Here is a 24265-nt window from a genome sequence, read left to right as displayed (position 1 = left end):
CGCCATGACCATCGACATTAGCCAGTTCTACCAGGTCTTTTTCGACGAGGCCGAGGAGCTGCTGGCTGAAATGGAACGGCTGCTGCTGGCGGTGGATATCGCCGCGCCCACCGAAGAAGACCTGAACGCGATCTTCCGCACCGCCCATTCCGTCAAGGGCGGCGCCGGCACGTTCGGCCTGAATGACATGACGGAAGTGACCCACATCCTGGAGACGCTGCTGGACCGCATCCGCAAGGGCGAGATGGCGCTGACCTCGGAGCACGTGGACGCCTTCCTGGCGGCCAAGGACATCCTCAAGATGCAGCTGGACGGCCACCGCCTCGGTTCGGCCGTGGACCAGGACGCCGTCGCGGACGTGCGCATGATGCTGCAATCGCTGTCGCAGGACGTGGTGGCCGCGCTGTCGCACGTGGCGCCGTCCTTCCACAGCGCGCCGCAGGAGGACGCCGTGGACCATAGCGGCGGGCGCCGCTACCGGCTGGACCTGCCGCAGATGGAGCAGCGCGAAATCACCGCGCTGTCGGCCGAGGTGGGCCTGCTGGGCGCGGTCACGACCACGCCGCTCGACGGCGGCCGCACCGCGCTGGTGGTGACCACGCACGAGAGCCTGGACGACATTATTTCGATCTGCTCCTTCATCCTCAATCCGGATGACATGAAGATTTCCGAGCTGCCCGCGCTCACGCCGGAGCAGCAGGCGCTGGAGAGCGCCGAGCGCTCCCGCGTCGAGAACGACCAGGGCTACGGCTTCTTCGACCCCGAGCCGGCCAAGCCTGCCGCCGCCGCTGCCGCCGGCCAGGGCTACGGCTTCTTCCAGCCGCTGGAGCAGATCCGCGCCGACGCGGCCGCCGGCGCGGACGACGCGCGCGGCTACGGCTTCTTCGAGCCGGTGGAGGCCATCCGCGCCAAGGCCGGCATCAAGGACGAACCCGTGCCCACGCCGGCCGAGGAGGAGAAGAAGGCCGCCGTGGTGAAGAAGGAGGTCGACAAGCCGGCCGCCCACGCCGGCGCCGAATCGTCGTCGATCCGCGTGTCGATCGAGAAGGTCGACCAGCTGATCAACCTGGTGGGCGAGCTGGTGATCACGCAGGCCATGATAGAGCAGCGCGTGGACACGCTGGACCCCATGGTGCACGAGCGCCTGCTCAACAGCGTGAGCCAGCTCACGCGCAACACGCGCGACCTGCAGGAAGCGGTGATGTCGATCCGCATGATGCCGATGGACTTCGTGTTCTCGCGCTTCCCGCGCATGGTGCGCGACCTGGCGGCCAAGCTGGGCAAGAAGGTGGACTTCATCACCAACGGCGCGGCCACGGAATTGGACAAGGGCCTGATCGAGCGCATCGTCGATCCGCTGACCCACCTGGTGCGCAACTCCATCGACCACGGCATTGAAATGCCCGAGGTGCGGCGCGCGGCCGGCAAGACCGACGCGGGGCGCCTGTTCCTGTCGGCCAGCCACCAGGGCGGCAATATCATCATCGAAGTGTCGGACGACGGCGGCGGCTTGAACCGCGAGAAGATCCTGGCCAAGGCCAAGTCCTCCGGCCTGCCGGTGACCGACACCATGAGCGACGCCGAAGTGTGGCAGCTGATCTTCGCGCCGGGCTTTTCCACCGCCGAGCAGGTGACCGACGTGTCCGGCCGCGGCGTGGGCATGGACGTGGTCAAGCGCAATATCACCGCCATGGGCGGCACCGTGGACATCCGTTCGGCCAAGGGCTTCGGCACCACCATCTCGATTTCGCTGCCGCTCACGCTGGCGATCCTGGACGGCATGTCGATCAAGGTGGGCGAGGAGATCTACATCCTGCCGCTGGGCTTCGTCATCGAGTCGATGCAGCCGGCGCCGGAGGACGTGAAGGAAATCTCCGGCAAGGGCAAGGTGATCAAAGTGCGCGGCGAGTACCTGCCGTTGATCCCGCTGTACCAGATGTTCGAGATCACCCCGCGCTTCACCGACCCGGCCGAAGGCCTGGTAGTGATACTGGAGACGGAAGGGCGCAAGGCGGCCCTGTTCATCGACGACCTGGTGGGGCAGCAGCAGGTGGTGGTAAAGAACCTGGAGTCGAACTACCGCAAGGTGGCCGGCATCTCGGGCGCCACCATACTGGGTGACGGCGGCGTGTCGCTGATCCTGGATGTGGCGGCGTTGATACGCTCGTCGCGCCAACTCGCGGACGAATCCATTTTTTCGTAAATAAACCAATACACTAAGTCAGTACATCAGTAAGTAACTTAGCCAGAAGGAATCCATCATGTCAGACGCAATCCAGAACGCCGGCAACCACGATATCGCCGGCCGCGAATTCCTCGCCTTCACCCTCGGCAAAGAGGAGTACGGCATCGATATCCTGAAGGTGCAGGAGATCCGCGGCTACGAGGCGGTGACCCGCATCGCCAACGCGCCGGAATTCATCAAGGGCGTGATCAACCTGCGCGGCATCATCATTCCGGTGGTGGACATGCGCATCAAGTTCAACCTGGGCGAGCCGGTGTATGACCAGTTCACCGTGGTCATCATCCTCAATATCAACGGCCGCGTGGTTGGCATGGTGGTCGACAGCGTGTCCGACGTGACCACGCTGATGCCGGAGCAGGTCAAGCCGGCGCCGGAAATGGGCACCGCCTTCAGCACCGAGTACATGATAGGCCTGGGCACCATCGACGAGCGCATGCTGATCCTGGTCGACATCGACAAGCTGATGTCCAGCCCCGAGATGGGCCTGATCGACAAGCTGGCTGCGTAAGACCGCGCAGCAGCAGCGGCGGCGGTGAAAGCCCGGAGAGGCAGCGCCGCCGCGCAATAAAAAAACAGGGAGATAGAGATGAACTTACGCGACTTCAAAATTGGTACCCGCCTGCGGCTGGGCTTTGGCAGCATTTTGCTGATCCTGGTCGCGATGGTGTTGCTGACGAACGTGCTGAACTACCGCAACAAGGGCCAGCTGCGCACCGGACTGGAACTGACCACGGCCAAGACGCTGCAGGCGGCCACCATGAAAAGCGCCATGCTGGAAACCGGCATCGCCATGCGCAATATCGGCCTGCAGTCGGACGTGAGCCTGATGCAGAAGGAGGAAAACAAGGTCAAGGAGCAGCGCAAGCGCTACGACGCGGCGCGCGAAAAACTGCAAAGCCTGGGCCTGAACGACGCGGAAAAGAAAGCGCTGAGCGATATCGCCGCGCTGGACAAGGACGTGGACGCGGCCTTCAAGGAAGCCATCGGCCAGGTGCTGGCGTTTAACAGCGAAGGCGCGGCGAAAGTGATCGCCAGCCGCATCGACCCGCTGAACCAGCAGACGCTGGCGGCCCTGAACGGCCTGGTGGACATGCAGCAGAAGGCCGCCACCAATGTGCTGGAAGGCTCGGTCTCGGCCGACACCCAGCTGATGGTGATGCTGTTCGTGATGGGCGGCGTGGCCGTGGCCATCGGCGTGTTCGGCGCCATCCTGATCACCACCTCCATCACCGGCCCGCTGCAAGGCGCGGTGACCGTGGCGCAGAAAGTGGCCGGCGGCGAACTGACCTCGCAAGTGACGGTGGAAGGCCAGGACGAGACCAGCGAGCTGCTGCAGGCGCTCAAGGATATGAACGACAGCCTGGTGCGCACCGTGTCCGACGTGCGCACCAGCACCGAGACCATTACCGTGGCCTCGCAGGAAATCGCCTCCGGCAATGCCGACCTGTCCTCGCGCACCGAGTCGCAGGCCAGCTCGCTGGAGGAAACCGCGTCGTCGATGGAGGAACTGACCTCCACCGTGAAGCAGAACGCGGACAATGCGCGCCAGGCCAACCAGCTGGCCGTCTCGGCTTCGTCGGTGGCGGTGAAGGGCGGTTCGGTGGTGTCGCAAGTGGTGGAAACCATGGGCTCGATCAAGGCTTCGTCCAGCAAGATCGTCGATATTATCGGTGTGATCGACGGCATCGCCTTCCAGACCAACATCCTGGCGCTGAACGCGGCCGTCGAGGCGGCGCGCGCGGGCGAGCAGGGACGCGGCTTCGCGGTGGTGGCCTCCGAGGTGCGCAACCTGGCGCAGCGTTCGGCCGGCGCGGCCAAGGAGATCAAGGAACTGATCGGCGATTCGGTCGACAAGGTCGATGCGGGCAGCCGCCTGGTGGACGAAGCCGGCCAGACCATGGAGCTGATCGTCACCTCGATCAAGCAGGTGGCTGATATCATGGGCGAAATCACCGCCGCCACGCAGGAACAGAGCAACGGCATCGAGGAAGTGAACCAGGCCATCACGCAGATGGACGAGATGACGCAGCAGAATGCGGCCCTGGTGGAGGAAGCCGCCGCGGCGGCCGAGAGCATGCAGGAGCAGGCGCAGAACCTGGCGCACGCGGTCAGCATCTTCAAGCTCTCGAGCGACGCGATGCATGCGCCGCGCGCCGCCGCGCCCAAGCCGAAGTTCGTGGCGCCCAAGCCGGCCGCACCCAAGCCGGCCGCGCGCACCGCCGTGGTGGCCGCGCCCAAGCCCGCCAAGAAGCTGGCCTCGGCCGCGCCTGGCGACGATTGGGAAGAGTTCTAAGCAGGGCGCCCTAGCAGGCATTGTTCCAGGCAGTTCGTTTTAAGGGTTTACAAATGCCGCAATCTAAAGACACCGTCAAAGAGTTTGACTTCAACTCCAAGGACTTCGAGCGGGTCCGGGGCCTGATCTACAAGCGGGCCGGCATTTCGCTGGCCGACAGCAAGCAGGAGATGGTGTACAGCCGCCTGGCGCGCCGTTTGCGCGCCACCGGCATCTCGTCCTTCATGAAATACCTGGACGATCTGGAAGCGGGGCGGCTGGGCGACGAGTGGGAATCCTTCACCAACGCCCTGACCACCAACCTGACGTCCTTCTTCCGCGAGGCGCACCACTTCCCGCTGCTGGCCGAGCATGTGAAGAACAAGCGCGACCTGACCATCTGGTGTTCGGCCGCCTCCACCGGCGAGGAGCCGTACTCCATCGCCATGACCTTGTGCGAAGCGTTCAACACGCTCACGCCGCCGGCCACCATTATCGCCACCGACATCGACACCAATGTGCTGGCGGCCGGCGCCAACGGCGTCTACACCATGGACCGGCTGGACAAGATGTCGCCCGAACGCCAGCGCCGCTTTTTCCTGAAGGGGAAGGGCGACAAGGAGGGCATGGTGCGGGTACGTCCCGAGCTGCGCAATATGATCACCTTCAAGCAGCTCAACCTGCTGGCCGACCAGTGGCCGGTGACCGGGCCGTTCGACGTGATCTTCTGCCGCAACGTGATGATTTACTTCGACAAGGCGACTCAGCGTAAAATACTGTCCCGCTTCGTCCCCCTGATGAAGCCGGACGCGCTGCTGTTCGCCGGCCACTCCGAGAATTTCCTCTATGTGTCCGACTCGCTGAAGTTGCGCGGCAAGACCGTGTACGAGCTGGACAAAAGATAGAAACCCTAAGGGCGCGCCATGGATTTAGAACAATTTGCCACCAACGTCTACTACGACCGGACCTTTGACTGCGACGCCGCCAAAATCCTGCCGGGTGAATACTATTTCACCGCCAAGGACATGCTGATCGTCACCGTACTGGGTTCCTGCGTCTCGGCCTGCATCCGCGACCGTGTGAGCGGCCTGGGCGGCATGAACCACTTCATGCTGCCGGACGGCGGCAGCGATCCGAACAGCCCGATTTCGGCCTCGGCCCGCTACGGCACCTACGCCATGGAGATCCTGATCAACGACCTGCTGAAGGCGGGCGCGCGGCGCGACAACCTGGAGGCCAAGGTGTTCGGCGGCGGCGCGGTGCTCAAGGGCTTCACCGCCATCAACGTGGGCGAGCGCAACGCCGCCTTCGTGCAGACCTTTTTGCGCAACGAGAAAATCCGCATCGTGGCCGAGGACTTGAACGACATCTACCCGCGCAAGGTGTATTTTTTTCCGCGCACCGGCAAGGTGCTGGTCAAGAAGCTGATGCAGTCGCACAACGACACCTTGGCCAAACGCGAGATCGAATATGCCAGCCGCCTGAAGAAGCAGCCGGTGGCCGGCGAGATCGAGCTGTTCTGACTTAATACGAAAGTTTTATCATGAAGATCAAAGTCCTGATCGTAGACGATTCCGCGCTGATCCGCAGCGTGATGACCGAAATCATCAACAACCAGCCCGACATGGAAGTGGTGGGCGTGGCGCCGGACCCGCTGGTGGCGCGCGAACTGATCAAGCAGACCAACCCGGACGTGCTGACGCTGGACGTGGAGATGCCGAAAATGGACGGCCTCGACTTCCTGGAAAAGCTGATGCGCCTGCGCCCCATGCCGGTGGTGATGGTGTCCTCGCTGACCGAGCGCGGCTCCGAGATCACCATGCGCGCGCTGGAGCTCGGCGCGGTGGACTTCGTCACCAAGCCCAAGATTTCCATCCAGAGCGGCATGCGCGAGTACACCGACCTGATCGCCGACAAGATCCGCGCCGCGTCCAAGGCGCGCGTGCGCGCCCGTACCATTCCGCAGGCCGGCGCCGCCGGCCAGACCGCGCTGCCGCAGCTGCGCAACCCGCTCATGTCCTCTGAAAAACTGATCATCATCGGCGCCTCCACCGGCGGCACCGAAGCCATCCGCGAATTCCTGATGCAGATGCCGTCCGACTGCCCCGGCATCCTGATCACCCAGCATATGCCGGAGGGCTTCACCAAGTCCTTCGCCAAGCGCCTGGACTCGCTGTGCAAGATCGCCGTCATCGAATCGCAAGGCAACGAGCGCGTGCTGCCCGGCCACGCCTATATCGCGCCCGGCCACTCGCACCTGACGCTGGCGCGTTCCGGCGCCAACTACATGACCAAGATCGACCAGGGCGAACCGGTGAACCGCCACCGCCCGTCGGTGGACGTGCTGTTTCGTTCGGCGGCCCAGTTTGCCGGTAAAAATGCGGTCGGCGTGATCCTGACCGGCATGGGCAAGGACGGCGCCGCAGGAATGTTGGAGATGAAGAACGCCGGGGCGTATAATTTTGCGCAGGACGAAGCCAGCTGCGTCGTGTTTGGCATGCCGAGGGAAGCGATCGCGGTCGGCGGCACCCATGAAGTGGGGCCGCTGCAGGCGCTGCCCGGCATGGTGCTTGGCTACCTGGCAACGCATGGCATGCGCGCGTTGCGCGTGTGACGAACGAAACGTCACGTTTCATGTGCTGGATGACGTATTACTGCTACTTTGTTCGCCTTAGAGCAACGAAAATGCTATGCTACAAATAGCTCGTGCTTATAGACACTATTAACAACCGCGTAAGAGAATCAACGGAGTAATTCATGGCTGATCCAAAGATGAAATTTTTAGTAGTAGACGATTTTTCGACGATGCGCCGTATCGTCCGGAATCTGTTGAAGGAACTGGGTTACGCCAATGTGGACGAGGCAGAAGACGGTGTCATGGCACTGGCCAAGCTGCGCGCGGAGCAGTTCGACTTCGTGGTGTCCGACTGGAACATGCCGAATATGGACGGCCTGACCATGCTGCAAAACATCCGTGCCGATCCCGCGCTGGCCAAGCTGCCGGTGCTGATGGTCACGGCTGAAGCGAAGAAGGAAAACATCATCGCCGCCGCCCAGGCTGGCGCCAATGGCTACGTGGTCAAGCCATTCACGGCCGCCACGCTGGACGAAAAGCTGAACAAGATCTTCGAAAAACTCGGCGCCTGATCGCCGGGGCAGGCCCGAAGGGCATGGGCTGGCGCATGCGCCGGCCTTTTTGACTTTTAGCGACCACAACATGCATCAAACCAATTACCTTGTTCGTGAACCGCTGCTGGACCCCAAGCAGCGCGTGGTCGGGTACGAACTGACGTGGCAGGGCGGCGCGGGACACGTGGCGCTGCCCACCCAGGCCGCGCTGGAAGACCTGGTGGCCTTTGTGGCGGCCGAGGTCAACAGCGAGGAGGACGGCTGGCTGCTGCGCGACAAGACGCTGTTCCTGGAAGCCGTGCCGGGCATGCTGTCGACCGACGCGCTGCACAACCTGCCGCCCGAGCACACCGTGCTGTCGCTGAAGGCGGTGGCGCTGGCCAATGCGGATACCTTGTCGGCGGTGCAGGCGCTGCGCGCCGGCGGCGTGGGCATCCTGCTGCGCGACGCCGACCTGGCCCGCGTGGGCAGCCGTTTGGGCACCATCGCCTCCTACGTGGAGGTGAAGTTCACCGGCGCCGACGTGGCCGCGCAGGCGCGCGCCTACGCCGCGCTGAAAGCGTCCAATCTGCGCATGGTGGGGCGCCCCGTCAGCACCTGGGCGGACTTCGACGCCTGCGCCGCGCTGGGCCTGGACGCCTTCGTCGGCAAGCTGCACCTGACGCCACGCCCCGGCTCGGACACCAAGGGCATGAACCCGGCGCAGACCATCATCATGCAGCTGATGCAGATGGTGAACGCGAACGCCGACATCAAGCAGCTGGAAGACGTGCTCAAGCGCGACGCCGCACTGTCCTACAAGCTGCTGCGCTACATTAATTCCGCCGGCTTCGGCGCGGGGCGCGAGATCGCCTCGCTGCGCCAGGCCATTACTCTGCTGGGCTACGCGCCGCTGTACCGCTGGCTGACGCTGCTGCTGGCCACCGCCAGCACCAGCGGCTACTCGCCGGTGCTGCTGGAGACGGCCGTGGTGCGCGGCCGCCTGGCCGAGCTGCTGGGCGTGAAGGCGCTGGGCAAGGCGGACGCGGAGAACATCTTCGTGGCGGGCATGTTCTCGCTGCTGGACCGCTTGCTGGGCATACCGATGGAGGAGGTGCTGGCCAGCATCCAGCTGTCGGACGACGTGGTGGCGGCCTTGCTGTCGCGCTCGGGCAAATACGGGCAGTACCTGGCATTGGCCGAGGCGTGCGAGCTGAACAGCAACCTGGTGTCTTCGCTGGCAGGCGCGCTGAGCCTGACGCCGGCCGAGGTCAACAAGGCCCACCTGTCGGCGCTGGCCTGGACCCAGAGCATCGCCGGCTGATCCGGCGGGTTACGGCTGCGCCTAACCCGCCCTACGCACAGCCAGGGCCATCGTTCCACCGCTTACACCGCTCACACCGTAGGGCGGGTTAGCGCAGCGTAACCCGCCAGGCTCCGCCTAGAACCGGTGCCGTATGCCCAGTGCAAAGGTATTCCCATCCGCCGCCGTGCTCAGCTTATCGTACAGATACGACGCGTACACATCGGTGCGTAAAGACAGGTTGTAATCATATCCCGCCGCCGCCGTATCGCGCCGGAAGGGTGCCTTGACGAAGGCGCGCTCATTCGCCCGCGCCCAGGCCAGCATCCACCGTCCCGCGCCCTGCGGCACGGACAGCCCCAAATGCGCGGTGCGCGTGGTGCGTCCGCTGCCTTCCTGGCTGTTGCGCGCATAAGTGGCATAAGCCTTCACCACCTTGAAGTCATACGCCGCGCCCGCGAAATAGGTGCGCTGGCTGGGCGCCGCCGTGGTGATGCCCACGCCGTTGCCGATATCCTGCGCCGCCACGGCCGCAGTCAGGCTGGCGCTGGTGTACTTCAGCACCGCCACCTTGTTGTTGCCCGGGCTGTTGGCTGCATGCTCACCCAGCCCATATTGCCCGACAAAATTGAAGCCGTTCACCACCGGCGAGGTGTAATGCACCGCATTGCTCCAGCCCGAATCCCCGGCCGACGAACTGCCGTAGGGCACGATCCACATCTGGGTCATCAGCGGCGACAGCCGCGTTGAAAAGCCATAGGGATTGAACGCCGCCGTGGTCTGGAACAGCGGGTTCGGTATGCGGCCGATCTTGGCCGCGCCCCAGCCTGCGTTCAGCCCGACATAGGCCGCGCGCGTGAACAGGCCTTCGCCCGTGGTGCGGCCTTGTTCGCCGGTGTCGGGGCGCATGAAACCCTCGATGGCGAAGGTGGCCGATTCGCCGCCGCCCAGGCTCTCCAGTCCGCCTATACCCCAGTACGAGGTGGTCATGCCGCCGGCGTTGACGACGTTGCCGCGCGCGGCCACGCCGCTGGTGGCGGAGCGGCCCAGATACACGTCGGCCATGCCGTAGATTTGAACGGTCCCGGTCTGCGCGCCGGCGGAGATGGGAAGGAGGGCAGCCAGCAGCGGGCCGCTTAACAGCAGGGTGGGGTGTGCAAACCGCATGTGGGCGTCTCGCAATGGGGGGGATGCAGCTCGGAAAGAATAGCTTAGCACGGTGGCGGCCGCCCGGGACCGCCACCGTTGTTTTGGCGACAGTGCCGGTTTAGATTTCCAGATTGTCGATCAGGCGGGTGGTGCCCAGCTTGGCGGCGGCCAGCACCACCAGCGGCGTGCCCTGCGCCAGATCGCCCGCCGCGGGCGGCTGCAGGTCGTTGCGTTTGCGGATGGAGATGTAGTCCGGCTGCCAGCCGCGCTTGGCCAGCTCTTCCATGGCCTTGTGTTCCAGCTGGAAGATGTCCAGGTGGCCGGCGCGCATTTCATTGGCGACGAAGTTCAGGCTCTGGTACAGCGCGGGCGCTTCGGCGCGCTCCGCCGGCGACAAATACATATTGCGCGAGGACAGGGCCAGGCCGTCGTCCGCGCGGTAAGTCTCGGCGGCGATGATCTCGGTGGGCAGGGCGAACTGGCGGCTCATGTTACGGATGATCATCAACTGCTGGTAGTCCTTCTTGCCGAACACGGCCACGCGCGGACGCACGCAGGAGAACAGCTTCATCACCACCGTGCTGACGCCGGTGAAGAAGCCGGGACGGAATTCGCCCTCCAGCGTGTTGCCCAGGCCGTCCGGCGGCTGCACGCGGTATTCCTGCGGCTCCGGGTACATATCCTTCTCGGTCGGCGCAAACAGCACGTACACGCCTTCCTTCTCCAGCTTCTCCACGTCGGCCTGGAAGGTGCGCGGATATTTCTCAAAGTCTTCGTTCGGGCCGAACTGCAGGCGGTTGACGAAGATGGACGCCACCACCGGATCGCCGTGCTTGCGCGCCAGGCGCATCAGGGACAGGTGGCCTTCGTGCAGATTGCCCATGGTGGGCACAAACGCGGTGCGCAGCTGGCCGCTCAGGTGGTCGCGCAGTTCTTCTATGTCGGAAATGATTTTCATGGGTTTTCTCTTGTTGTTCAGGCCGGCGAATACGCCAGCCTTACATAGATAGGCGCGAACGGTTCGGCCTGGGTAATTTCTATCAGCGTCTCTTTGGCCAGCTCCAGCAGGGCCACGAAGTTGACCACCAGCACGGGCGGGCCGCCGGCCACGTCGAACAGGTCGGCAAACTCGATAAAGCGCTGCGACTGCAGGCGCCGCAGGATGCCGGTCATGTGCTCGCGCACGGACAGCTCCTCGCGGCTGATCTTGTGGTGCTGCACCAGCTTGGCCCGCTTGAGCAGGCCTTGCCAGGCTTCCTGCAGGTCGGCGGCGCACACGTCCGGCCAGGCCGGCGCCAGGCTTTGCTCGATATACACCTGGGTGCGCACAAAGTCGCGGCCCACTTGCGGCATGGCGTTGAGGTCGTAGGCCGCCAGCTTGATCTGCTCGTATTCCAGCAGGCGGCGCACCAGTTCGGCGCGCGGGTCGCCCGCTTCCACTTCCAGCTCGGAATGCCGCTGCGGCAGCAGCATGCGCGACTTGATCTCGATCAGCATGGCCGCCATCAGCAGGTACTCCGCCGCCAGCTCCAGGTTGGATAGCCGGATCTGGTCCACATACTTCAGATATTGCAGGGTGACCTGCGCCATCGGAATATCGAGAATATTGAAATTCTGCTTGCGGATCAGGTACAGCAGCAAGTCCAGCGGGCCCTCGAACGCCTCCAGGAAGATTTCCAGCGCGTCCGGCGGAATGTAGAGGTCGTTGGGCATTTTCAGCATCGGCTCGCCGTACAGGCGCGCCAACGCGGCGCCGTCCACTATGGCCTCGGCGCCGCTCTCAGCGGGTGCGACACTTGCTACCTCATCCGTCGGCGACATGCTGTGCCGTTCAACGCATGCTTACAGTTTGTTCTGGTAGACGTAGGCCTGCTGCTTCACGGTCGAAGCGCGCACGCGTTCCTGTTCGGACAGCGGCGTCGTGTCTTTGTCCCACAGCAGGGCGCGGCCTTCGCGCTGGCCTTGCTCGATGCCCGGATTCTTTTCTTTCAGCTGCTTGATGAACAGGGTGTGGTCCGACTCGTACATGCTGTGCTGTTTGGAGAGTTTCATATTGTGAGAATTCGTAAAAGAAGCAACGGCTATTTTACCGCGCCGCGGGCCCCGGCGGGAACTTCTCTTGCTGCCCCGGCGGGATGTCAGAGATGCAAGTAGAATCGCTCCCTATGACTCCCTACACGATATTCCTCCTTACGCTGGCCCCGCTTTTATGGGCCGGCAATGCCATTGTCGGCCGTCTTGTTCACGAGATGGTGCCGCCGATTACCCTGAACTTTCTGCGTTGGGCCATCGCCTTTTTAATATTGCTGCCGCTGGCCGGGCCGGTATTCCGGCGCGGCAGCGGTTTATGGCCCAATTGGCGGCGTTTCGCTTTATTGGGCCTGCTGGGTATAGGCATGTATAACGCCTTGCAATATCTGGCACTAAAAAGCTCCACGCCGATTAATGTCACCCTGGTGGCGGCGGGTATGCCGGTGTGGATGATGCTCACCGGCTGGATGTTTTTTGGCGCCAAAGTATCTCGCCAGCAAATGATGGGCGCGGCATTATCGATTGCCGGCGTATTGCTGGTATTGGCGCGCGGCGAGTTCCGGCATTTGCTGGAATTGCGCCTGGTGGCCGGCGATATATTCATGATATTCGCCACCATAGCCTGGTCCATTTATAGCTGGATGCTGACGCGGCCCATCGAGCCTGCGGAAATACGCTCGCAATGGGCCAGTTTCTTATTGGCGCAGGTGGGATTCGGGGTTATCTGGTCCGGCTTGTTCGCGGCTGGCGAATGGGCGATTACCGACGCCCATATTCAATGGAGCTGGATGCTCGCGGCTGCGCTGGCTTATGTGGCGATAGGCCCGGCGGTCATTGCATTCCGCTGCTGGGGAGCGGGCGTGCAGCGTGCGGGACCGAGTGTGGCGGCTTTCTTCAGCAATCTCACGCCGCTGTTCGCTGCGATTATGTCGTCCGCTTTCCTGGGCGAGGCGCCGCACCTGTATCACGGCGCCGCTTTCCTGTTGATTGTGGGCGGCATCGTCGTTTCTTCCAGGCGGACATGACTCGTTTCTGGCACGTTCAAGCCAGAACTTGGCGCATTTTCAAGGCAAGCGACACGGCAAAGCACTAGCTGCTATGCTGTAACGACGGAAACGAGGGGAGAACGCCATGCGCAGCCTGACCTTGATAATCGCAGCCGCCTTGATGCTGGCGGCCTGCAAGGACAAGCCGATTGAACCGATGAAGCCGAGAGTGGGGATTAGTGTTTCAGCAGGCGCCGCATGACAAAGGGCGCTGGTTCCAGCGGATTGGCGTGGGTATATTCCAGTTCCTCCGCCAATTCGAATTCAAATGCCGTATAGAAGTCGATCAGCTTGGGCTGGTCGGCGCGCACGGCCAGGCGCAATTCGTCCACGCCGGTTTCAAGGCCGAGGTGTATGACGGCTTCCAGTAAATGCTGGGATATATTGCTGCCCCGGTAGGCTGGCAATACGCCCATTCTTAATATTTCCCAGATATGCGATTCGGTTTCCAGCGGCAGCCAGCGCATGGAGCCGATAGGAATGTCGTCCGCCAATAAAATAAAACCGCCGCCGTCACGCAAATGCTGCGAAACGAGAACGGCGGTTTCACGGTGGCCACTGGAAGTGACGTGCACCTTGCCGGCCCACGCAGCGCGCGTGAGCTCGGCAATTAACTTGGCATCGTCATCCGTTGCTTCACGTACTACGATGTTCATATTGATTTAGCGAATGCGCATGCCAGGTTCAGCGCCCGGCCATGGGTTCAGGATATAAATGCCTGGATTGGTGTTTTCGTCTTGCGCCGAAGCCGCCATGACCATGCCTTCCGAAATGCCGAACTTCATTTTACGCGGCGCCAGGTTGGCCACCAGCACCGTCAATTTGCCGATCAGGTCTTCCGGCTTATACATCGATTTAATGCCGGAGAATACATTGCGGTGGCGGTTTTCGCCGGCGTCCAGTGTCAGGCGCAGCAATTTATCCGAACCTTCAACGTGTTCGCAATGGACGATTTTCGCAATGCGCAGGTCGATCTTTGCAAAGTCATCAATCGAAATTTCCGGCGCCAGCGCTTCCACGCCTTCTTTGGCGACCAGCGGTTCCAGCGGCGGCGCTTTCAGCGCCTTGGCCGGTTTGGCGGCGGCCACAGGGGCTGCGCCGGCGGCGGCGATCTGGTTCTGCGCGTCGAACAGGTCTTCGATCATCTTGGCGTCCACGCGCGTCATCAGGTGGTTGTAGGCGCCGATGGTGCGGCCCAGCATAGGCTGGAAGGCTGCGCCGGTGGCCAGCTCGGTGTCCGCCCAGACCAGCTTGTCGTCGTTCAGGAACTGCGCCACGCTGGCGGCCACGCCCGGCAGCACCGGCGACAGCAGAATGGTCAGCTGGCGGAACAGGATCAGCGCGGTGGTGCACACTTCATGCAGTTCGGCCGTTTTGGCCTCGTCCTTGGCCAGCGCCCACGGCTTGTTCTCGTCCACGTACTGGTTGGTGACGTCGGCGATTTCCATGATTTCGCGCAGCGCCTTGCCGAATTCGCGGTTTTCGAAGTTGGCGGCGATGCTGGCCTGGCGTTCCGCGCCTTCGGCGTTCAGCAAGGCGCGCTTGATCCAGCCCATGGCGCTGTCGGACAGGCTGGTGGCCAGCTTGCCGTCGAACTTCTTGTTGATGAAGCCGGCGCAGCGGCTGGCAATGTTGACGTATTTGCCAATCAGGTCGCTGTTCACGCGGGCCACGAAGTCGTCGCCGGTGAAGTCCAGGTCCTCCACCTTGGAGTTCAGCTTGAAGGCGATGTAGTAGCGCAGCCATTCCGGGTTCATGCCCAGGTTCAGGTAGCGCAGCGGCGAAATGCCGGTGCCGCGCGACTTGGACATTTTTTCATTGTTCACGGTCAGGTGGCCGTGTACGTTCACTTTCAGCTTCTCGATCACCGGATGGTCGGCGAATTTCAGCATCGCCGGCCAGAACAGCAGGTGGAAGGAGACGATGTCCTTGCCGATGAAGTGGATCTGCTCGGTGCCCGGGTCGTTCAGCAGGGCGTTGAAGTCCATGCCCTTCTTGTCGCAGTAGTTCTTCAGGCTGGCCAGGTAGCCGACCGGCGCGTCCAGCCAGACGTAGAAGAACTTGCCCGGCGCGTCGGGAATCGGGATGCCGAAGTAGGGCGCGTCACGCGAAATGTCCCAATCCGCCAGCTTCTCGCCGGCTTCTCCCAGCCATTCGCTCACTTTGTTCACCATCTCCGGCTGCAAGCGGCCGGGGGTGTTGAGCCAGTCGCGCAGGAACTCGAAGCAGCGCGGGTCCGACAGTTTGAAGAAGTACTGCTCCGATGGCTTCAGGATAGGGGTGGCATTGGTGAAGACCGAGAACGGGTTCACCAGCTCGGTAGGCTGGTAGGCGGCGCCGCAGACTTCGCAGTTGTCGCCGTACTGGTCCTTGGCGCCGCATTTCGGGCACTCGCCCTTGATGTTGCGGTCGGCCAGGAACATGCCTTTGACCGGGTCGAAGAAGCGGTCCACGATCTTGGTGGCGATCAGGCCGGTGTCGCGCAGCTTGCGGTAGATACCCTGCGACAGCTCCACGTTTTCCGGCGAGTCGGTCGAATACCAGTTGTCGAAGGCGATATGGAAGCCGTCCAGGTACTGGGCGCGGCCGGCAGCGATCTTGGCCACGAACTCCTGCGGCGTGATGCCTTCCTTCTCGGCGGCGATCATGATAGGCGTGCCGTGGGTGTCGTCGGCGCCCACAAAGTGCACTTCGCGCTGGCCGTCGCCGTCGCGCTGCATTCGCTGGAAACGGACCCAGATGTCGGCCTGGATGTACTCCATCATATGGCCGATGTGGAAGGCAGCGTTTGCGTAGGGCAGGGCAGTAGTGACGAACAGCTTGCGGGTCATGATTGATGCACTTTGTTGGTGGGAAAAAGAGCATTTTACCAGCGCTGGCGGCCCGTGCGCAGCGCATGTTGCCCGGCATGGCGGCGGCGCGCTGTTTTTCTGTCTATTTTGCGCTAGACTGCGGGATCACTTACGGAGATTCACATGAGCATCACGGTAGAAGACGTTAAAGCGGCATTGTCTAAAATTACAGACCCGAACACGGGCAAGGACTACTGCGCCTCGAAAGAGCTGCGCAACCTCAAGGTGGACGGCGCCGACGTCAGCTTCGACATCGAGCTGGGCTATCCGGCCAAGAGCCAGCTGGCCGCCATCCGCGCCAGCGTGGAGGGCGCCGTGCAGGCGCTGCCGGGCGCGGGCAAGGTGTCCGCCAATGTATACAGCAAGATTATTTCGCATACGGTGCAGCGCGGCCTGAAGCTGATGCCGAATGTGAAAAATATTATCGCCGTGGCCTCGGGCAAGGGCGGTGTTGGTAAATCGACCACGGCGGTCAACCTGGCCCTGGCCCTGGCGGCCGAAGGCGCGTCGGTCGGCGTGCTGGATGCGGATATCTACGGCCCTTCGCAGCCCATGATGCTGGGCATCAGCGGCCGTCCGGAAAGCAAGGACGGCAAGACCATGGAGCCGCTGGAAAACCACGGCGTGCAGGTGTCGTCGATCGGCTTCATGATCGATCCGGACGAGCCCATGGTGTGGCGCGGCCCGATGGTGACCCAGGCCTTGCAGCAGCTGCTGGAGCAGACCAACTGGCGCGACCTGGATTACCTGATCGTGGACATGCCGCCCGGCACCGGCGACATCCAGCTGACCTTGTCGCAGAAAGTGCCGGTCACCGGCGCCGTCATCGTTACCACGCCGCAGGATATCGCGCTGCTGGACGCGCGCAAGGGTTTGAAGATGTTCGAGAAGGTGGGCATCCCTATTCTGGGCGTGGTGGAGAACATGAGCACGCATATCTGCTCGAACTGCGGCCATCAGGAGCATATCTTCGGTCAAGGCGGCGGCGCCAAGATGTGCGCCGACTTCGGCGCCGAATACCTGGGCTCGCTGCCGCTGACCATGGCGATCCGCGAGCAGACCGACTCCGGCAAGCCTACCGTGGTGGCCGAGCCGGATGGTCCTGTTGCCGCCATCTACAAGGAAATTGCCCGCAAAGTGGCGGTAAAAGTGGCTGAAAGGGCCAAGGACATGACCAGCAAGTTCCCTAGCATCGTCATCAAGAATGATTAAGCGCGCGGCGGGACTGGGCGCGCTGGCGGCTGCGGCGCTGATCGCGGCGCAGGCGCAGGCGGCGCCGGGTTGGATGCCGCAGGCCAGCGGCGTTTCCGTCGAGCTGCGCGGCTTGTCCGTGGTCAGCGAGACGGTGGCCTGGGCCAGCGGCGCCAAGGGCACGGTGCTGCGCACGGTGGACGGCGCCAGCTGGACCGCCATGCAGGTGCCGGACGCCGAGAAGCTGGATTTCCGCGACATCCACGCGGTGGACGCCAACACCGCCGTGATCATGAGCGCCGGCCCGGGCGCCGCGTCGCGCATCTACCGCACCACGAACGGCGGCGCGAGCTGGCAGCTGCAGCTGACCAATCCTGACGAGCAGGGCTTCTGGGACGCGATTGCCTTCTGGGATGCGAAGAACGGCATTATGTTCGGCGACCCGGTCAAGGGCGCCTTCCAGGTGCTGCTGACGTCGGACGGCGGCGCCACCTGGCAGCCCGTGTCCGACCCGCAAGGGCTGGCGGCGCAGCCGGCCGAAGGCGCGTTTGCCGCCAGCGGCACCTGTTTGACCGTGGCGGGCAGCAGCGACGCCTGGTTCTCGACCGGCGGCGCGCAGAACGCGCGCGTGTTCCATTCGTCCGACCGTGGCCGCACCTGGCGCGCGTCGGCCGTGCCGATTCCGGCGGGCGCGGCGGCGCGCGGCATCTTTTCCGTGGGCTTCCGCGACGGCCGCGTGGGCATCGCGGCGGGAGGCGACTATAAGGAAGTCAACATGGCTGCAGTGAACGGCGCCCGCACAGAAGACGGCGGCGCGACGTGGACGGCGGCGCCCATCCTGCCCGCCGGCTATATGTCGGCGGTGATGCCGGTGCGCGGCGCGGCGGATTCCTTCGTCGCGGCGGGCCTGGCCGGTTCCGGCTACAGCAAGGACGGCGGCAGGAGCTGGACGGTGCTGGACGATACGCCCATGAATACGGTCGGTTTCGCTTCGCCTGCAGTGGGCTGGGCGGTGGGGCCGAAAGGGCTGGTGATGAAATACGCAGGGCCGATCCTCGGCAAGCAGTAGTTCACTCGACGGGAGATGACATGTACGCAAACGTGAAGCGCGCCATCGCGGCGCTGGTATTGGGCGGCATCAGCCTGGGCGCTGCGGCGCAAACGGTATCGTTCGCCGAGCCGGCGGACGGCGCGGTGGTCAGCAGTCCGTTCAAGGTGAAGTTCGCCGTCAGCGGCATGGAAGTCAAGCCGGCGGGGGAGATGGCGGCCAATACCGGCCACCATCACCTCATCATCAACGGCGGCAGCATCAAGGCGGGCGAGTCCGTGCCTTTCGATGAAAAGCACCTCCATTTCGGCAAAGGCCAGACCGAAGCGGAAGTGACGCTGCCGCCCGGCAAGTACAAGCTGACCATGCAGTTCGCCAACGGCGCGCACCAGTCCTATGGACCGGATGGGAGCAAGACTATTTCGGTTACCGTCAAATAAGGTGCCGGATGATGGCGGGTTACGGCGCCCCGCGCCTAACCCGCCCTACATGCCATACGCGCAAGCTGCGTGGCCCCACGTGAACCCGCCGCTGCGGCGCTACTCCTTGGCGCGGGTAAAAGGCATGTCAAACGAGCCTTGCGTGAAGCGCCCGCCGTCCTTGCCGGTGAACACCAGCTCCGCCTCGCTCGACTGCACGAAATAGCTGCCGCTGGGCGCCGCCAGCAGCGTTTCGCTTGCGCCTTCCTGCAGTTCGACGACCAGCCCGCCGCCCGTGCGCCGGATGGTGAAATCCCCCGCGCCCGGAATCACATATTTGCCCGGCAGGGACGCCAGCGCCTCCTCCTTCAGCGGCACATTGCGGCGCACCTTGCTCCCCATGGTCGGCCAGCCGTATTCCGCCGCGACTGCGCGCACCAGCTCATCGGCCAGTTCCGAACCGCCGTCGCCGTTGGTCATCACCACAATGCCGTCGCCGCGCTCCGTGTACGCCGCCATGCGCGCGCGGTAGCCCTCGTTGGAGCCGCCGTGGCCGAAGCTTTGCGACTGCCCGTCGCCGGAGATACCCAGGCCCAGCCCGTAGTCCTGCATGACCGGCGTCAGCATCAAATGCGTCATGGCCTGGGACAGCACGGCGTTGGACTGGCCAGCAGCCGCGCGCCGCGTTTCAATGGCGAACTTGGCCAGGTCCGACGGCGTGGTCCACAGGCCCGCCGCGGCCTGCTCCGGATAGGTGTGCGGCCCCCCCGCCACCGGCTTGCCGCTGCGCTGGTGCGGCAGGGCCGCGCGCGCCAGCAGCTGCGGCGGCAAGGGCTGGGCGAAAGTGCTGTCGGCCATGCCCAGCGGCTTCAATACTTTTTCCTGCATCAGTTCGGTGAACGGCGTTTTGCTGCGCTCCACCATGACGTACTGCGCCACCTGGTAGCCGCCGCCGGAATAGCGCCAGCGGCTGCCCGGCCGCGCGTTCACATGCACGCCGCCGGTGTTGGCGGGCTTGGCGCCGTTCAGTATCTGCACCAGCGTCGGCACCGGCGCGCCGGCCGCGTAGCCGGGGAAGCCGTGCACCGTGGTGCCCGCCGTGTGCGACAGCAACTGGCGCAGCGTGACGGCGCTGTTGTCGGCGTCCTTGGGCAGCTTCCACAGCGTGGTGTAGCTGTTGACGTCGCGGTCCAGCTCCAGCTTGCCTTCCTCCACCAGCTTCAGCGCGCCCATGGCGGCCACCGGCTTGCTGATGGAGGCCGCCTGGAACAGCGTGGACGTGGTCACCGGCGCACCACCCGGCGTGACGGCGCCATAGGCCTTGGCCCATTCCACCTCGCCGCCGTGGATCACGGCAATGCTCACGCCCGGCACGCCCAGCCGCGCCATTTCATCGGCCAGCTTGCGCTTGGCGGGCGCGGCGCCTTCCAGGGTAATGGCGGGCAGCAGGCCCTGTTCTATGCTGGCGATGCGCTGTTCCAGTCCGGCGTCTGCGGCATAGGCGGGCAGGGCGCTCAGCAGTGCGATGGCGGTGTACAGGCGGGCGTGTGTGCGGGCATGTGAGTTCAAGGCGGCGTCCTTTGTTATTGGTGTGGTTCGAGTATATAGGCTTTGCCGGGTTAAAATACCCGTCTAATCAATTCGCATTCATTCAGAAATGACCACCACACCTGCAACTCCCGTCCGTACCCGTTTCGCCCCCAGCCCGACCGGCTACCTGCACCTGGGCGGCGCCCGTACCGCGCTGTATTCCTGGGCCTATGCGCGCCACTTCGGCGGTACCTTCGTGCTGCGCATCGAGGACACCGACCTGGAGCGTTCGACCCCGGAGGCGGTGCAGGCCATTATCGAAGGCATGGCCTGGCTGGGCCTGAACCACGACGAAGGCCCGTTCTACCAGATGCAGCGCATGGACCGCTACCGCGAAGTGGTGGGCCAGATGCTGGCGGCCGGCACCGCCTACCACTGCTACTCGTCGCCGGAAGAAGTGCAGGCGATGCGCGACAAGGCCACCGCAGCCGGCGAAAAACCGCGCTACGACGGCACCTGGCGCCCGGAGCAAGGCAAGATCCTGCCTGCGATTCCGGAAGGCCGCAAGCCGGTGGTGCGCTTCAAGAACCCGCTGGACGGCGAAGTGACGTGGAACGATTTCGTCAAAGGCACCATCACCATCGGTAATAAAGAGCTGGACGACCTGGTGATCGCGCGTCCGGACGGCACGCCTACTTATAACTTCTGCGTCGCCATCGACGACCTGGACATGGAAATCACCCACGTCCTGCGCGGCGACGACCACGTCAACAACACCCCGCGCCAGATCAACATCCTGCGCGCCATCGGCGCGGCGCTGCCGCAGTACGGCCACCTGCCGATGATACTGGGCTCGGACGGCGCCAAGATGTCCAAGCGCAAGGATGCCGTCAACGTCATGCAATATCCGGCCGAAGGCTATCTGCCGGAAGCGATCCTGAACTACCTGGCGCGCCTGGGCTGGAGCCACGGCGACGAGGAAGTGTTCTCGATGGAGCAGCTGTGCGCGTGGTTCGACGGCACGCACCTGAGCAACTCGGCGGCGCAGTTCAATATCGAAAAACTGAACTGGCTGAACAACCACTATATTAAGCAGGCCGACAATGCGCGCCTGGCCGAGCTGGCCCAGCCGCGCATGCTGGCCAACGGCGCCGTGCTGGAAGGCGCGCCGGCGCTGCCGGTGGTGCTGGGCTTGCTGAAAGAGCGCACCAATACGGTCAACGAACTGGCCGACGCCGCCATGCTGTTCTACCGCGAGCCGCAGCCGGAGGCCGCGCTGCTGGCCCAGCACGTGACCGATGCGGTGAAGCCGGCGCTGGCCGAGTTCGCCGAGCGCTGCAAGACCGTGGAGTGGAACAAGGCGGCGCTGGCCGCCATGATCAAGGAAGTGCTGGCCGCGCACGGCCTGAAGATGCCGCAGATCGCCATGCCGCTGCGCCTGCTCGTGACCGGCCAGCTGCAAACCCCGGCCATCGACGCGGTGCTGGAAATCTTCGGCCGCGACACGGTTGTGGCGCGCATGTCGAAGTTCCTGTAATTTATTTCTTGAAGCAGGGGCAAAGTTGCAAAAGGGTATTTGCATAATACGGAGCCTCTGCTATACTCTTGTCTCTCGCGCAAACGGGGGTATAGCTCAGCTGGGAGAGCGCTTGCATGGCATGCAAGAGGTCAGCGGTTCGATCCCGCTTACCTCCACCAGTTTGCAGAGATAGCAGTACGGTAGTTCCAAGGTCCCCATCGTCTAGAGGCCTAGGACATCACCCTTTCACGGTGAGTACCGGGGTTCGAATCCCCGTGGGGACGCCAGCTTCGCCAAGGCTGGTAAGCAGTAGGTAGTGACAATCTGTGCCAGAGGGGGTATAGCTCAGCTGGGAGAGCGCTTGCATGGCATGCAAGAGGTCAGCGGTTCGATCCCGCTTACCTCCACCAAGCACGGAAAGTTGTAACGGCAGTTCCAAGGTCCCCATCGTCTAGAGGCCTAGGACATCACCCTTTCACGGTGAGTACCGGGGTTCGAATCCCCGTGGGGACGCCAGCAATGGCAATAGTAGTAATTGTTTCTGCGCCCGGGGGGTATAGCTCAGCTGGGAGAGCGCTTGCATGGCATGCAAGAGGTCAGCGGTTCGATCCCGCTTACCTCCACCAACAGCGCAGAACATATCTGAAAGTCCAGGGTCCCCATCGTCTAGAGGCCTAGGACATCACCCTTTCACGGTGAGTACCGGGGTTCGAATCCCCGTGGGGACGCCACGTAGTTGTTGCACAGGTAGTACATTGTTTCTGCGCCCGGGGGGTATAGCTCAGCTGGGAGAGCGCTTGCATGGCATGCAAGAGGTCAGCGGTTCGATCCCGCTTACCTCCACCAACAGCGCAGGAATATATCGGAAGTTCCCAGGTCCCCATCGTCTAGAGGCCTAGGACATCACCCTTTCACGGTGAGTACCGGGGTTCGAATCCCCGTGGGGACGCCAGTTCTGGCAAACATCACAAGTTGTTCGACAATCAAGCTGCCGCGTGCGGCTTTTTTTGCATTTGCGCGCAAACTTAACGAGATTGCATGTTGGCGAATCTGTTCTACACTGGACGAGGGTGGCCACCGTAGCTGCCTATCAAATCAGGGAGACGGACATGGAACTCCATTTGCACTCGCACCGCTGGGTGGCGCGCCAGCCTGACTGGGCGGCCGCAGCGGTAGCCGGCTTCGGCGCCGGCGGTATCCTCATGGTATTGGAAGTGGCCTGGGCCGCCATCGCCGGCGGGCGCGACCCGTGGCAGGTGACGCATATGGTCGCCGCCATGGTGCTCGGCTGGGACGCGCTGCAAACCACCGGCTATGCGCTTGGCATCCTGGTGGCGGCGCTGGCCGTGCACTACATCCTCGGCATCGCCTTCGGCATCATGCTGGCGGCGATCATCGCGCCCTTCCAGCTCGACTCCAGCACCGGCATGGTGCTGCTGGCCGGCGCCGTGTTCGGGCTGGTGCTGTATGTGCTGAACTTCTATGGCATGTCCGGCGCGTTCTCGTGGTTTGCTGAAATGCGCGGCTGGGCCACGGCCATTTGCCATGCGCTGTTCGGCATGTCGGCCGCCTATATTTACCGCATGATGGAAAAGCCGTAAGACACACCGTTGTTGCGTGGTTCCTTGAGCATGTTGCTGGGCATGGCTTGAAGCGAAGCATTTGACAAGCATTTCGCAAACGGGGGGCGGCTTATGGCTTTGGCACTGGCTTTGATCCTCATTGTGGTGGGTACGCTTGCGTTCCACTTGTGGAGTCCGTGGTGGCTTACGCCGCTGGCGTCGAACTGGCAGGCAATGGACGACGCGCTCATGCTGACGCTGGGCATCACGGCCGCCATCTTCGTCATTATCAATTTGTTCGTGGCCTACGCGGTGATCAAGTTCCGTCACCGCGACGGCGTGCGCGCGTCCGCCGAGCATGGCAGCAAGAAGCTGGAGTGGTGGCTGATCGGCGTGACCACGGTGGGCATCGTCGTGATGCTGGCGCCGGGGCTGGACGTGTACGCCAAGCTGATCACTGCGCCGGCCGACGCCATGCAGTTCGAGGTCATGGGACAGCAGTGGCAATGGCACTACCGGCTGCCCGGCAAGGACGGCCGCATGGGACAGACCGACGTGAGCCACATCAGCCCTGAAAACCCCTTCGGCGTGAGCGCCAAGGACCCGAACGGCCAGGACGACGTGCTGGTCGACACGCAGGAAATCCACATTCCCCTCAACCGGCCGGTCAAGGTGCTGCTGCGCTCGCAGGATGTGCTGCACGATTTCTATGTGCCGCAGTTCCGCACCCGCATGAATATGGTGCCGGGCATGGTGACTTCGTTCTGGTTCACGCCCACCCGCACCGGGCGCTTCGAGGTGATGTGCGCGCAGCTGTGCGGCATCGGCCACGCCAATATGCGCGGCTATGTGGTGGTGGAGGAGGAGGCGGCCTACGCGGCCTGGCTGGCGGCGCAGCCTACCTTTGCGGCCAGGATGCGTGCGGGCGCGGCAGGCGGCGCAGGCGTTGCGGCCGCGGCGGCAGGCGCCGGCAGCCAGGCCGCGTAGGCC

20 protein-coding genes, 8 tRNA genes and 2 pseudogenes are annotated in these 24265 nt (G+C 63.4%); 23 read left to right on the top strand and 7 right to left on the bottom strand.

Going from position 1 to position 24265, the window contains the following annotated elements:
- The first annotated feature begins 4 nt into the window (after window positions 1–4).
- The 8 genes from cheA (at window position 5) to GTP77_RS15210 (ending at window position 8949) form a co-directional block, all read left to right on the top strand.
- Window positions 5–2203, top strand: a complete 2199-nt coding sequence (cheA, locus tag GTP77_RS15245; protein ID WP_161073009.1) for a chemotaxis protein CheA — start codon at window positions 5–7, stop codon at window positions 2201–2203.
- Window positions 2204–2261: 58 nt separating this feature from the next.
- Window positions 2262–2753, top strand: coding sequence for a chemotaxis protein CheW (locus GTP77_RS15240; protein WP_161073008.1), 492 nt, complete (start codon window positions 2262–2264; stop codon window positions 2751–2753).
- 78 nt (window positions 2754–2831) lie between these two features.
- Entirely contained in the window at window positions 2832–4538 is a 1707-nt protein-coding gene (locus tag GTP77_RS15235) for a methyl-accepting chemotaxis protein (protein WP_161073007.1), read from the top strand.
- A gap of 53 nt (window positions 4539–4591) precedes the next feature.
- Window positions 4592–5422 carry a CheR family methyltransferase gene (locus GTP77_RS15230; protein ID WP_161073006.1) on the top strand — a complete coding sequence of 277 codons (831 nt, stop codon included), beginning with the start codon at window positions 4592–4594 and terminating at the stop codon, window positions 5420–5422.
- Between the two features lie 18 nt (window positions 5423–5440).
- Entirely contained in the window at window positions 5441–6040 is a 600-nt protein-coding gene (gene cheD, locus GTP77_RS15225) for a chemoreceptor glutamine deamidase CheD (RefSeq protein ID WP_161073005.1), read from the top strand.
- 20 nt (window positions 6041–6060) lie between these two features.
- Window positions 6061–7131: a protein-glutamate methylesterase/protein-glutamine glutaminase gene (locus GTP77_RS15220; protein ID WP_161073004.1), complete on the top strand. Its 1071-nt coding sequence runs from the start codon at window positions 6061–6063 to the stop codon at window positions 7129–7131.
- 143 nt (window positions 7132–7274) lie between these two features.
- Window positions 7275–7664 (top strand): chemotaxis response regulator CheY, encoded by a 390-nt coding sequence (gene cheY, locus GTP77_RS15215; RefSeq protein WP_028104141.1) that lies wholly within the window; start codon window positions 7275–7277, stop codon window positions 7662–7664.
- 70 nt (window positions 7665–7734) lie between these two features.
- The gene (locus GTP77_RS15210; protein ID WP_161073003.1) at window positions 7735–8949 is read left to right on the top strand and encodes an EAL and HDOD domain-containing protein; all 1215 of its coding nucleotides are present in this window, start codon (window positions 7735–7737) and stop codon (window positions 8947–8949) included.
- A gap of 117 nt (window positions 8950–9066) precedes the next feature.
- Here the strand turns inward: GTP77_RS15210 and GTP77_RS15205 are convergent, their stop codons facing one another.
- The 4 genes and pseudogenes from GTP77_RS15205 to GTP77_RS15190 form a co-directional block, all read right to left on the bottom strand.
- On the bottom strand, window positions 9067–10095 hold the full coding sequence (locus GTP77_RS15205; RefSeq protein ID WP_161073002.1) for a porin: 1029 nt from the start codon (window positions 10093–10095) through the stop codon (window positions 9067–9069).
- Window positions 10096–10195: 100 nt separating this feature from the next.
- Window positions 10196–11035, bottom strand: coding sequence for a pantoate--beta-alanine ligase (gene panC, locus GTP77_RS15200; RefSeq protein ID WP_161073001.1), 840 nt, complete (start codon window positions 11033–11035; stop codon window positions 10196–10198).
- A gap of 17 nt (window positions 11036–11052) precedes the next feature.
- Window positions 11053–11829: pseudogene (locus GTP77_RS15195) on the bottom strand (segregation and condensation protein A); the annotation flags it as partial.
- Window positions 11830–11919: 90 nt separating this feature from the next.
- Window positions 11920–12129, bottom strand: coding sequence for a DUF3460 family protein (locus GTP77_RS15190; RefSeq protein WP_161072999.1), 210 nt, complete (start codon window positions 12127–12129; stop codon window positions 11920–11922).
- Between the two features lie 113 nt (window positions 12130–12242).
- Here GTP77_RS15190 and GTP77_RS15185 point away from each other — a divergent pair, with 113 nt between their 5' ends.
- On the top strand, window positions 12243–13133 hold the full coding sequence (locus GTP77_RS15185) for a DMT family transporter (protein WP_161072998.1): 891 nt from the start codon (window positions 12243–12245) through the stop codon (window positions 13131–13133).
- A 197-nt stretch (window positions 13134–13330) separates the two neighbouring features.
- Here GTP77_RS15185 and GTP77_RS15180 read toward each other — a convergent pair whose 3' ends face one another.
- Window positions 13331–13810 carry a GNAT family N-acetyltransferase gene (locus tag GTP77_RS15180; protein WP_161072997.1) on the bottom strand — a complete coding sequence of 160 codons (480 nt, stop codon included), beginning with the start codon at window positions 13808–13810 and terminating at the stop codon, window positions 13331–13333.
- 6 nt (window positions 13811–13816) lie between these two features.
- Window positions 13817–15985 (bottom strand): methionine--tRNA ligase, encoded by a 2169-nt coding sequence (gene metG / locus GTP77_RS15175; protein WP_161072996.1) that lies wholly within the window; start codon window positions 15983–15985, stop codon window positions 13817–13819.
- A gap of 144 nt (window positions 15986–16129) precedes the next feature.
- Between metG and apbC the strand changes: the two genes are divergently transcribed.
- From apbC to GTP77_RS15160, 3 genes are read left to right on the top strand one after another with little or no spacing between them, the layout of a single operon-like run.
- A complete protein-coding gene (apbC, locus tag GTP77_RS15170) occupies window positions 16130–17218 on the top strand; it encodes an iron-sulfur cluster carrier protein ApbC (protein ID WP_161072995.1) in 1089 nt (362 codons plus the stop codon).
- Entirely contained in the window at window positions 17211–18266 is a 1056-nt protein-coding gene (locus GTP77_RS15165) for a WD40/YVTN/BNR-like repeat-containing protein (RefSeq protein ID WP_161072994.1), read from the top strand. Before apbC ends, GTP77_RS15165 begins: the two co-directional genes overlap by 8 nt.
- Before the next feature lie 20 nt (window positions 18267–18286).
- Entirely contained in the window at window positions 18287–18685 is a 399-nt protein-coding gene (locus tag GTP77_RS15160) for a DUF4399 domain-containing protein (RefSeq protein WP_161072993.1), read from the top strand.
- Window positions 18686–18784: 99 nt separating this feature from the next.
- On the opposite strand, the gene GTP77_RS15155 is transcribed toward GTP77_RS15160, so the two are convergent.
- Entirely contained in the window at window positions 18785–20233 is a 1449-nt protein-coding gene (locus GTP77_RS15155; protein ID WP_161072992.1) for a serine hydrolase domain-containing protein, read from the bottom strand.
- An 88-nt stretch (window positions 20234–20321) separates the two neighbouring features.
- Here GTP77_RS15155 and gltX point away from each other — a divergent pair, with 88 nt between their 5' ends.
- The 11 genes and pseudogenes from gltX to GTP77_RS15100 form a co-directional block, all read left to right on the top strand.
- Window positions 20322–21731, top strand: a complete 1410-nt coding sequence (gene gltX, locus GTP77_RS15150) for a glutamate--tRNA ligase (protein WP_161072991.1) — start codon at window positions 20322–20324, stop codon at window positions 21729–21731.
- An 85-nt stretch (window positions 21732–21816) separates the two neighbouring features.
- A tRNA-Ala gene (locus GTP77_RS15145) sits at window positions 21817–21892 on the top strand.
- A 32-nt stretch (window positions 21893–21924) separates the two neighbouring features.
- Window positions 21925–22000 (top strand) — tRNA-Glu (locus GTP77_RS15140).
- Window positions 22001–22047: 47 nt separating this feature from the next.
- Window positions 22048–22123 (top strand) — tRNA-Ala (locus tag GTP77_RS15135).
- Window positions 22124–22153: 30 nt separating this feature from the next.
- Window positions 22154–22229, top strand: a tRNA-Glu gene (locus GTP77_RS15130).
- 34 nt (window positions 22230–22263) lie between these two features.
- Window positions 22264–22339, top strand: a tRNA-Ala gene (locus GTP77_RS15125).
- 29 nt (window positions 22340–22368) lie between these two features.
- Window positions 22369–22444, top strand: a tRNA-Glu gene (locus GTP77_RS15120).
- 39 nt (window positions 22445–22483) lie between these two features.
- Window positions 22484–22559, top strand: a tRNA-Ala gene (locus GTP77_RS15115).
- Window positions 22560–22589: 30 nt separating this feature from the next.
- Window positions 22590–22665 (top strand) — tRNA-Glu (locus GTP77_RS15110).
- Between the two features lie 157 nt (window positions 22666–22822).
- Window positions 22823–23314, top strand: coding sequence for a hypothetical protein (locus GTP77_RS15105; protein WP_161072990.1), 492 nt, complete (start codon window positions 22823–22825; stop codon window positions 23312–23314).
- Between the two features lie 93 nt (window positions 23315–23407).
- Window positions 23408–24256 (top strand): annotated as a pseudogene (locus GTP77_RS15100) (cytochrome c oxidase subunit II); the annotation flags it as partial.
- Window positions 24257–24265: the final 9 nt, after the last annotated feature.

It is taken from the genome of Pseudoduganella aquatica, from assembly GCF_009857595.1.
Lineage (GTDB): Bacteria > Pseudomonadota > Gammaproteobacteria > Burkholderiales > Burkholderiaceae_D > Rugamonas > Rugamonas aquatica_A.
This window is presented reverse-complemented; position numbering and strand designations above follow the sequence as displayed.

Coding starts and splice junctions, on each gene's coding strand:
- cheA (WP_161073009.1), top strand. CDS start 5: ATGACCATCGACATTAGCCAGTTCTACCAGGTCTTTTTCGACGAGGCC.
- GTP77_RS15240 (WP_161073008.1), top strand. CDS start 2,262: ATGTCAGACGCAATCCAGAACGCCGGCAACCACGATATCGCCGGCCGC.
- GTP77_RS15235 (WP_161073007.1), top strand. CDS start 2,832: ATGAACTTACGCGACTTCAAAATTGGTACCCGCCTGCGGCTGGGCTTT.
- GTP77_RS15230 (WP_161073006.1), top strand. CDS start 4,592: ATGCCGCAATCTAAAGACACCGTCAAAGAGTTTGACTTCAACTCCAAG.
- cheD (WP_161073005.1), top strand. CDS start 5,441: ATGGATTTAGAACAATTTGCCACCAACGTCTACTACGACCGGACCTTT.
- GTP77_RS15220 (WP_161073004.1), top strand. CDS start 6,061: ATGAAGATCAAAGTCCTGATCGTAGACGATTCCGCGCTGATCCGCAGC.
- cheY (WP_028104141.1), top strand. CDS start 7,275: ATGGCTGATCCAAAGATGAAATTTTTAGTAGTAGACGATTTTTCGACG.
- GTP77_RS15210 (WP_161073003.1), top strand. CDS start 7,735: ATGCATCAAACCAATTACCTTGTTCGTGAACCGCTGCTGGACCCCAAG.
- GTP77_RS15205 (WP_161073002.1), bottom strand. CDS start 10,095: ATGCGGTTTGCACACCCCACCCTGCTGTTAAGCGGCCCGCTGCTGGCT.
- panC (WP_161073001.1), bottom strand. CDS start 11,035: ATGAAAATCATTTCCGACATAGAAGAACTGCGCGACCACCTGAGCGGC.
- GTP77_RS15190 (WP_161072999.1), bottom strand. CDS start 12,129: ATGAAACTCTCCAAACAGCACAGCATGTACGAGTCGGACCACACCCTG.
- GTP77_RS15185 (WP_161072998.1), top strand. CDS start 12,243: ATGACTCCCTACACGATATTCCTCCTTACGCTGGCCCCGCTTTTATGG.
- GTP77_RS15180 (WP_161072997.1), bottom strand. CDS start 13,810: ATGAACATCGTAGTACGTGAAGCAACGGATGACGATGCCAAGTTAATT.
- metG (WP_161072996.1), bottom strand. CDS start 15,985: ATGACCCGCAAGCTGTTCGTCACTACTGCCCTGCCCTACGCAAACGCT.
- apbC (WP_161072995.1), top strand. CDS start 16,130: ATGAGCATCACGGTAGAAGACGTTAAAGCGGCATTGTCTAAAATTACA.
- GTP77_RS15165 (WP_161072994.1), top strand. CDS start 17,211: ATGATTAAGCGCGCGGCGGGACTGGGCGCGCTGGCGGCTGCGGCGCTG.
- GTP77_RS15160 (WP_161072993.1), top strand. CDS start 18,287: ATGTACGCAAACGTGAAGCGCGCCATCGCGGCGCTGGTATTGGGCGGC.
- gltX (WP_161072991.1), top strand. CDS start 20,322: ATGACCACCACACCTGCAACTCCCGTCCGTACCCGTTTCGCCCCCAGC.
- GTP77_RS15105 (WP_161072990.1), top strand. CDS start 22,823: ATGGAACTCCATTTGCACTCGCACCGCTGGGTGGCGCGCCAGCCTGAC.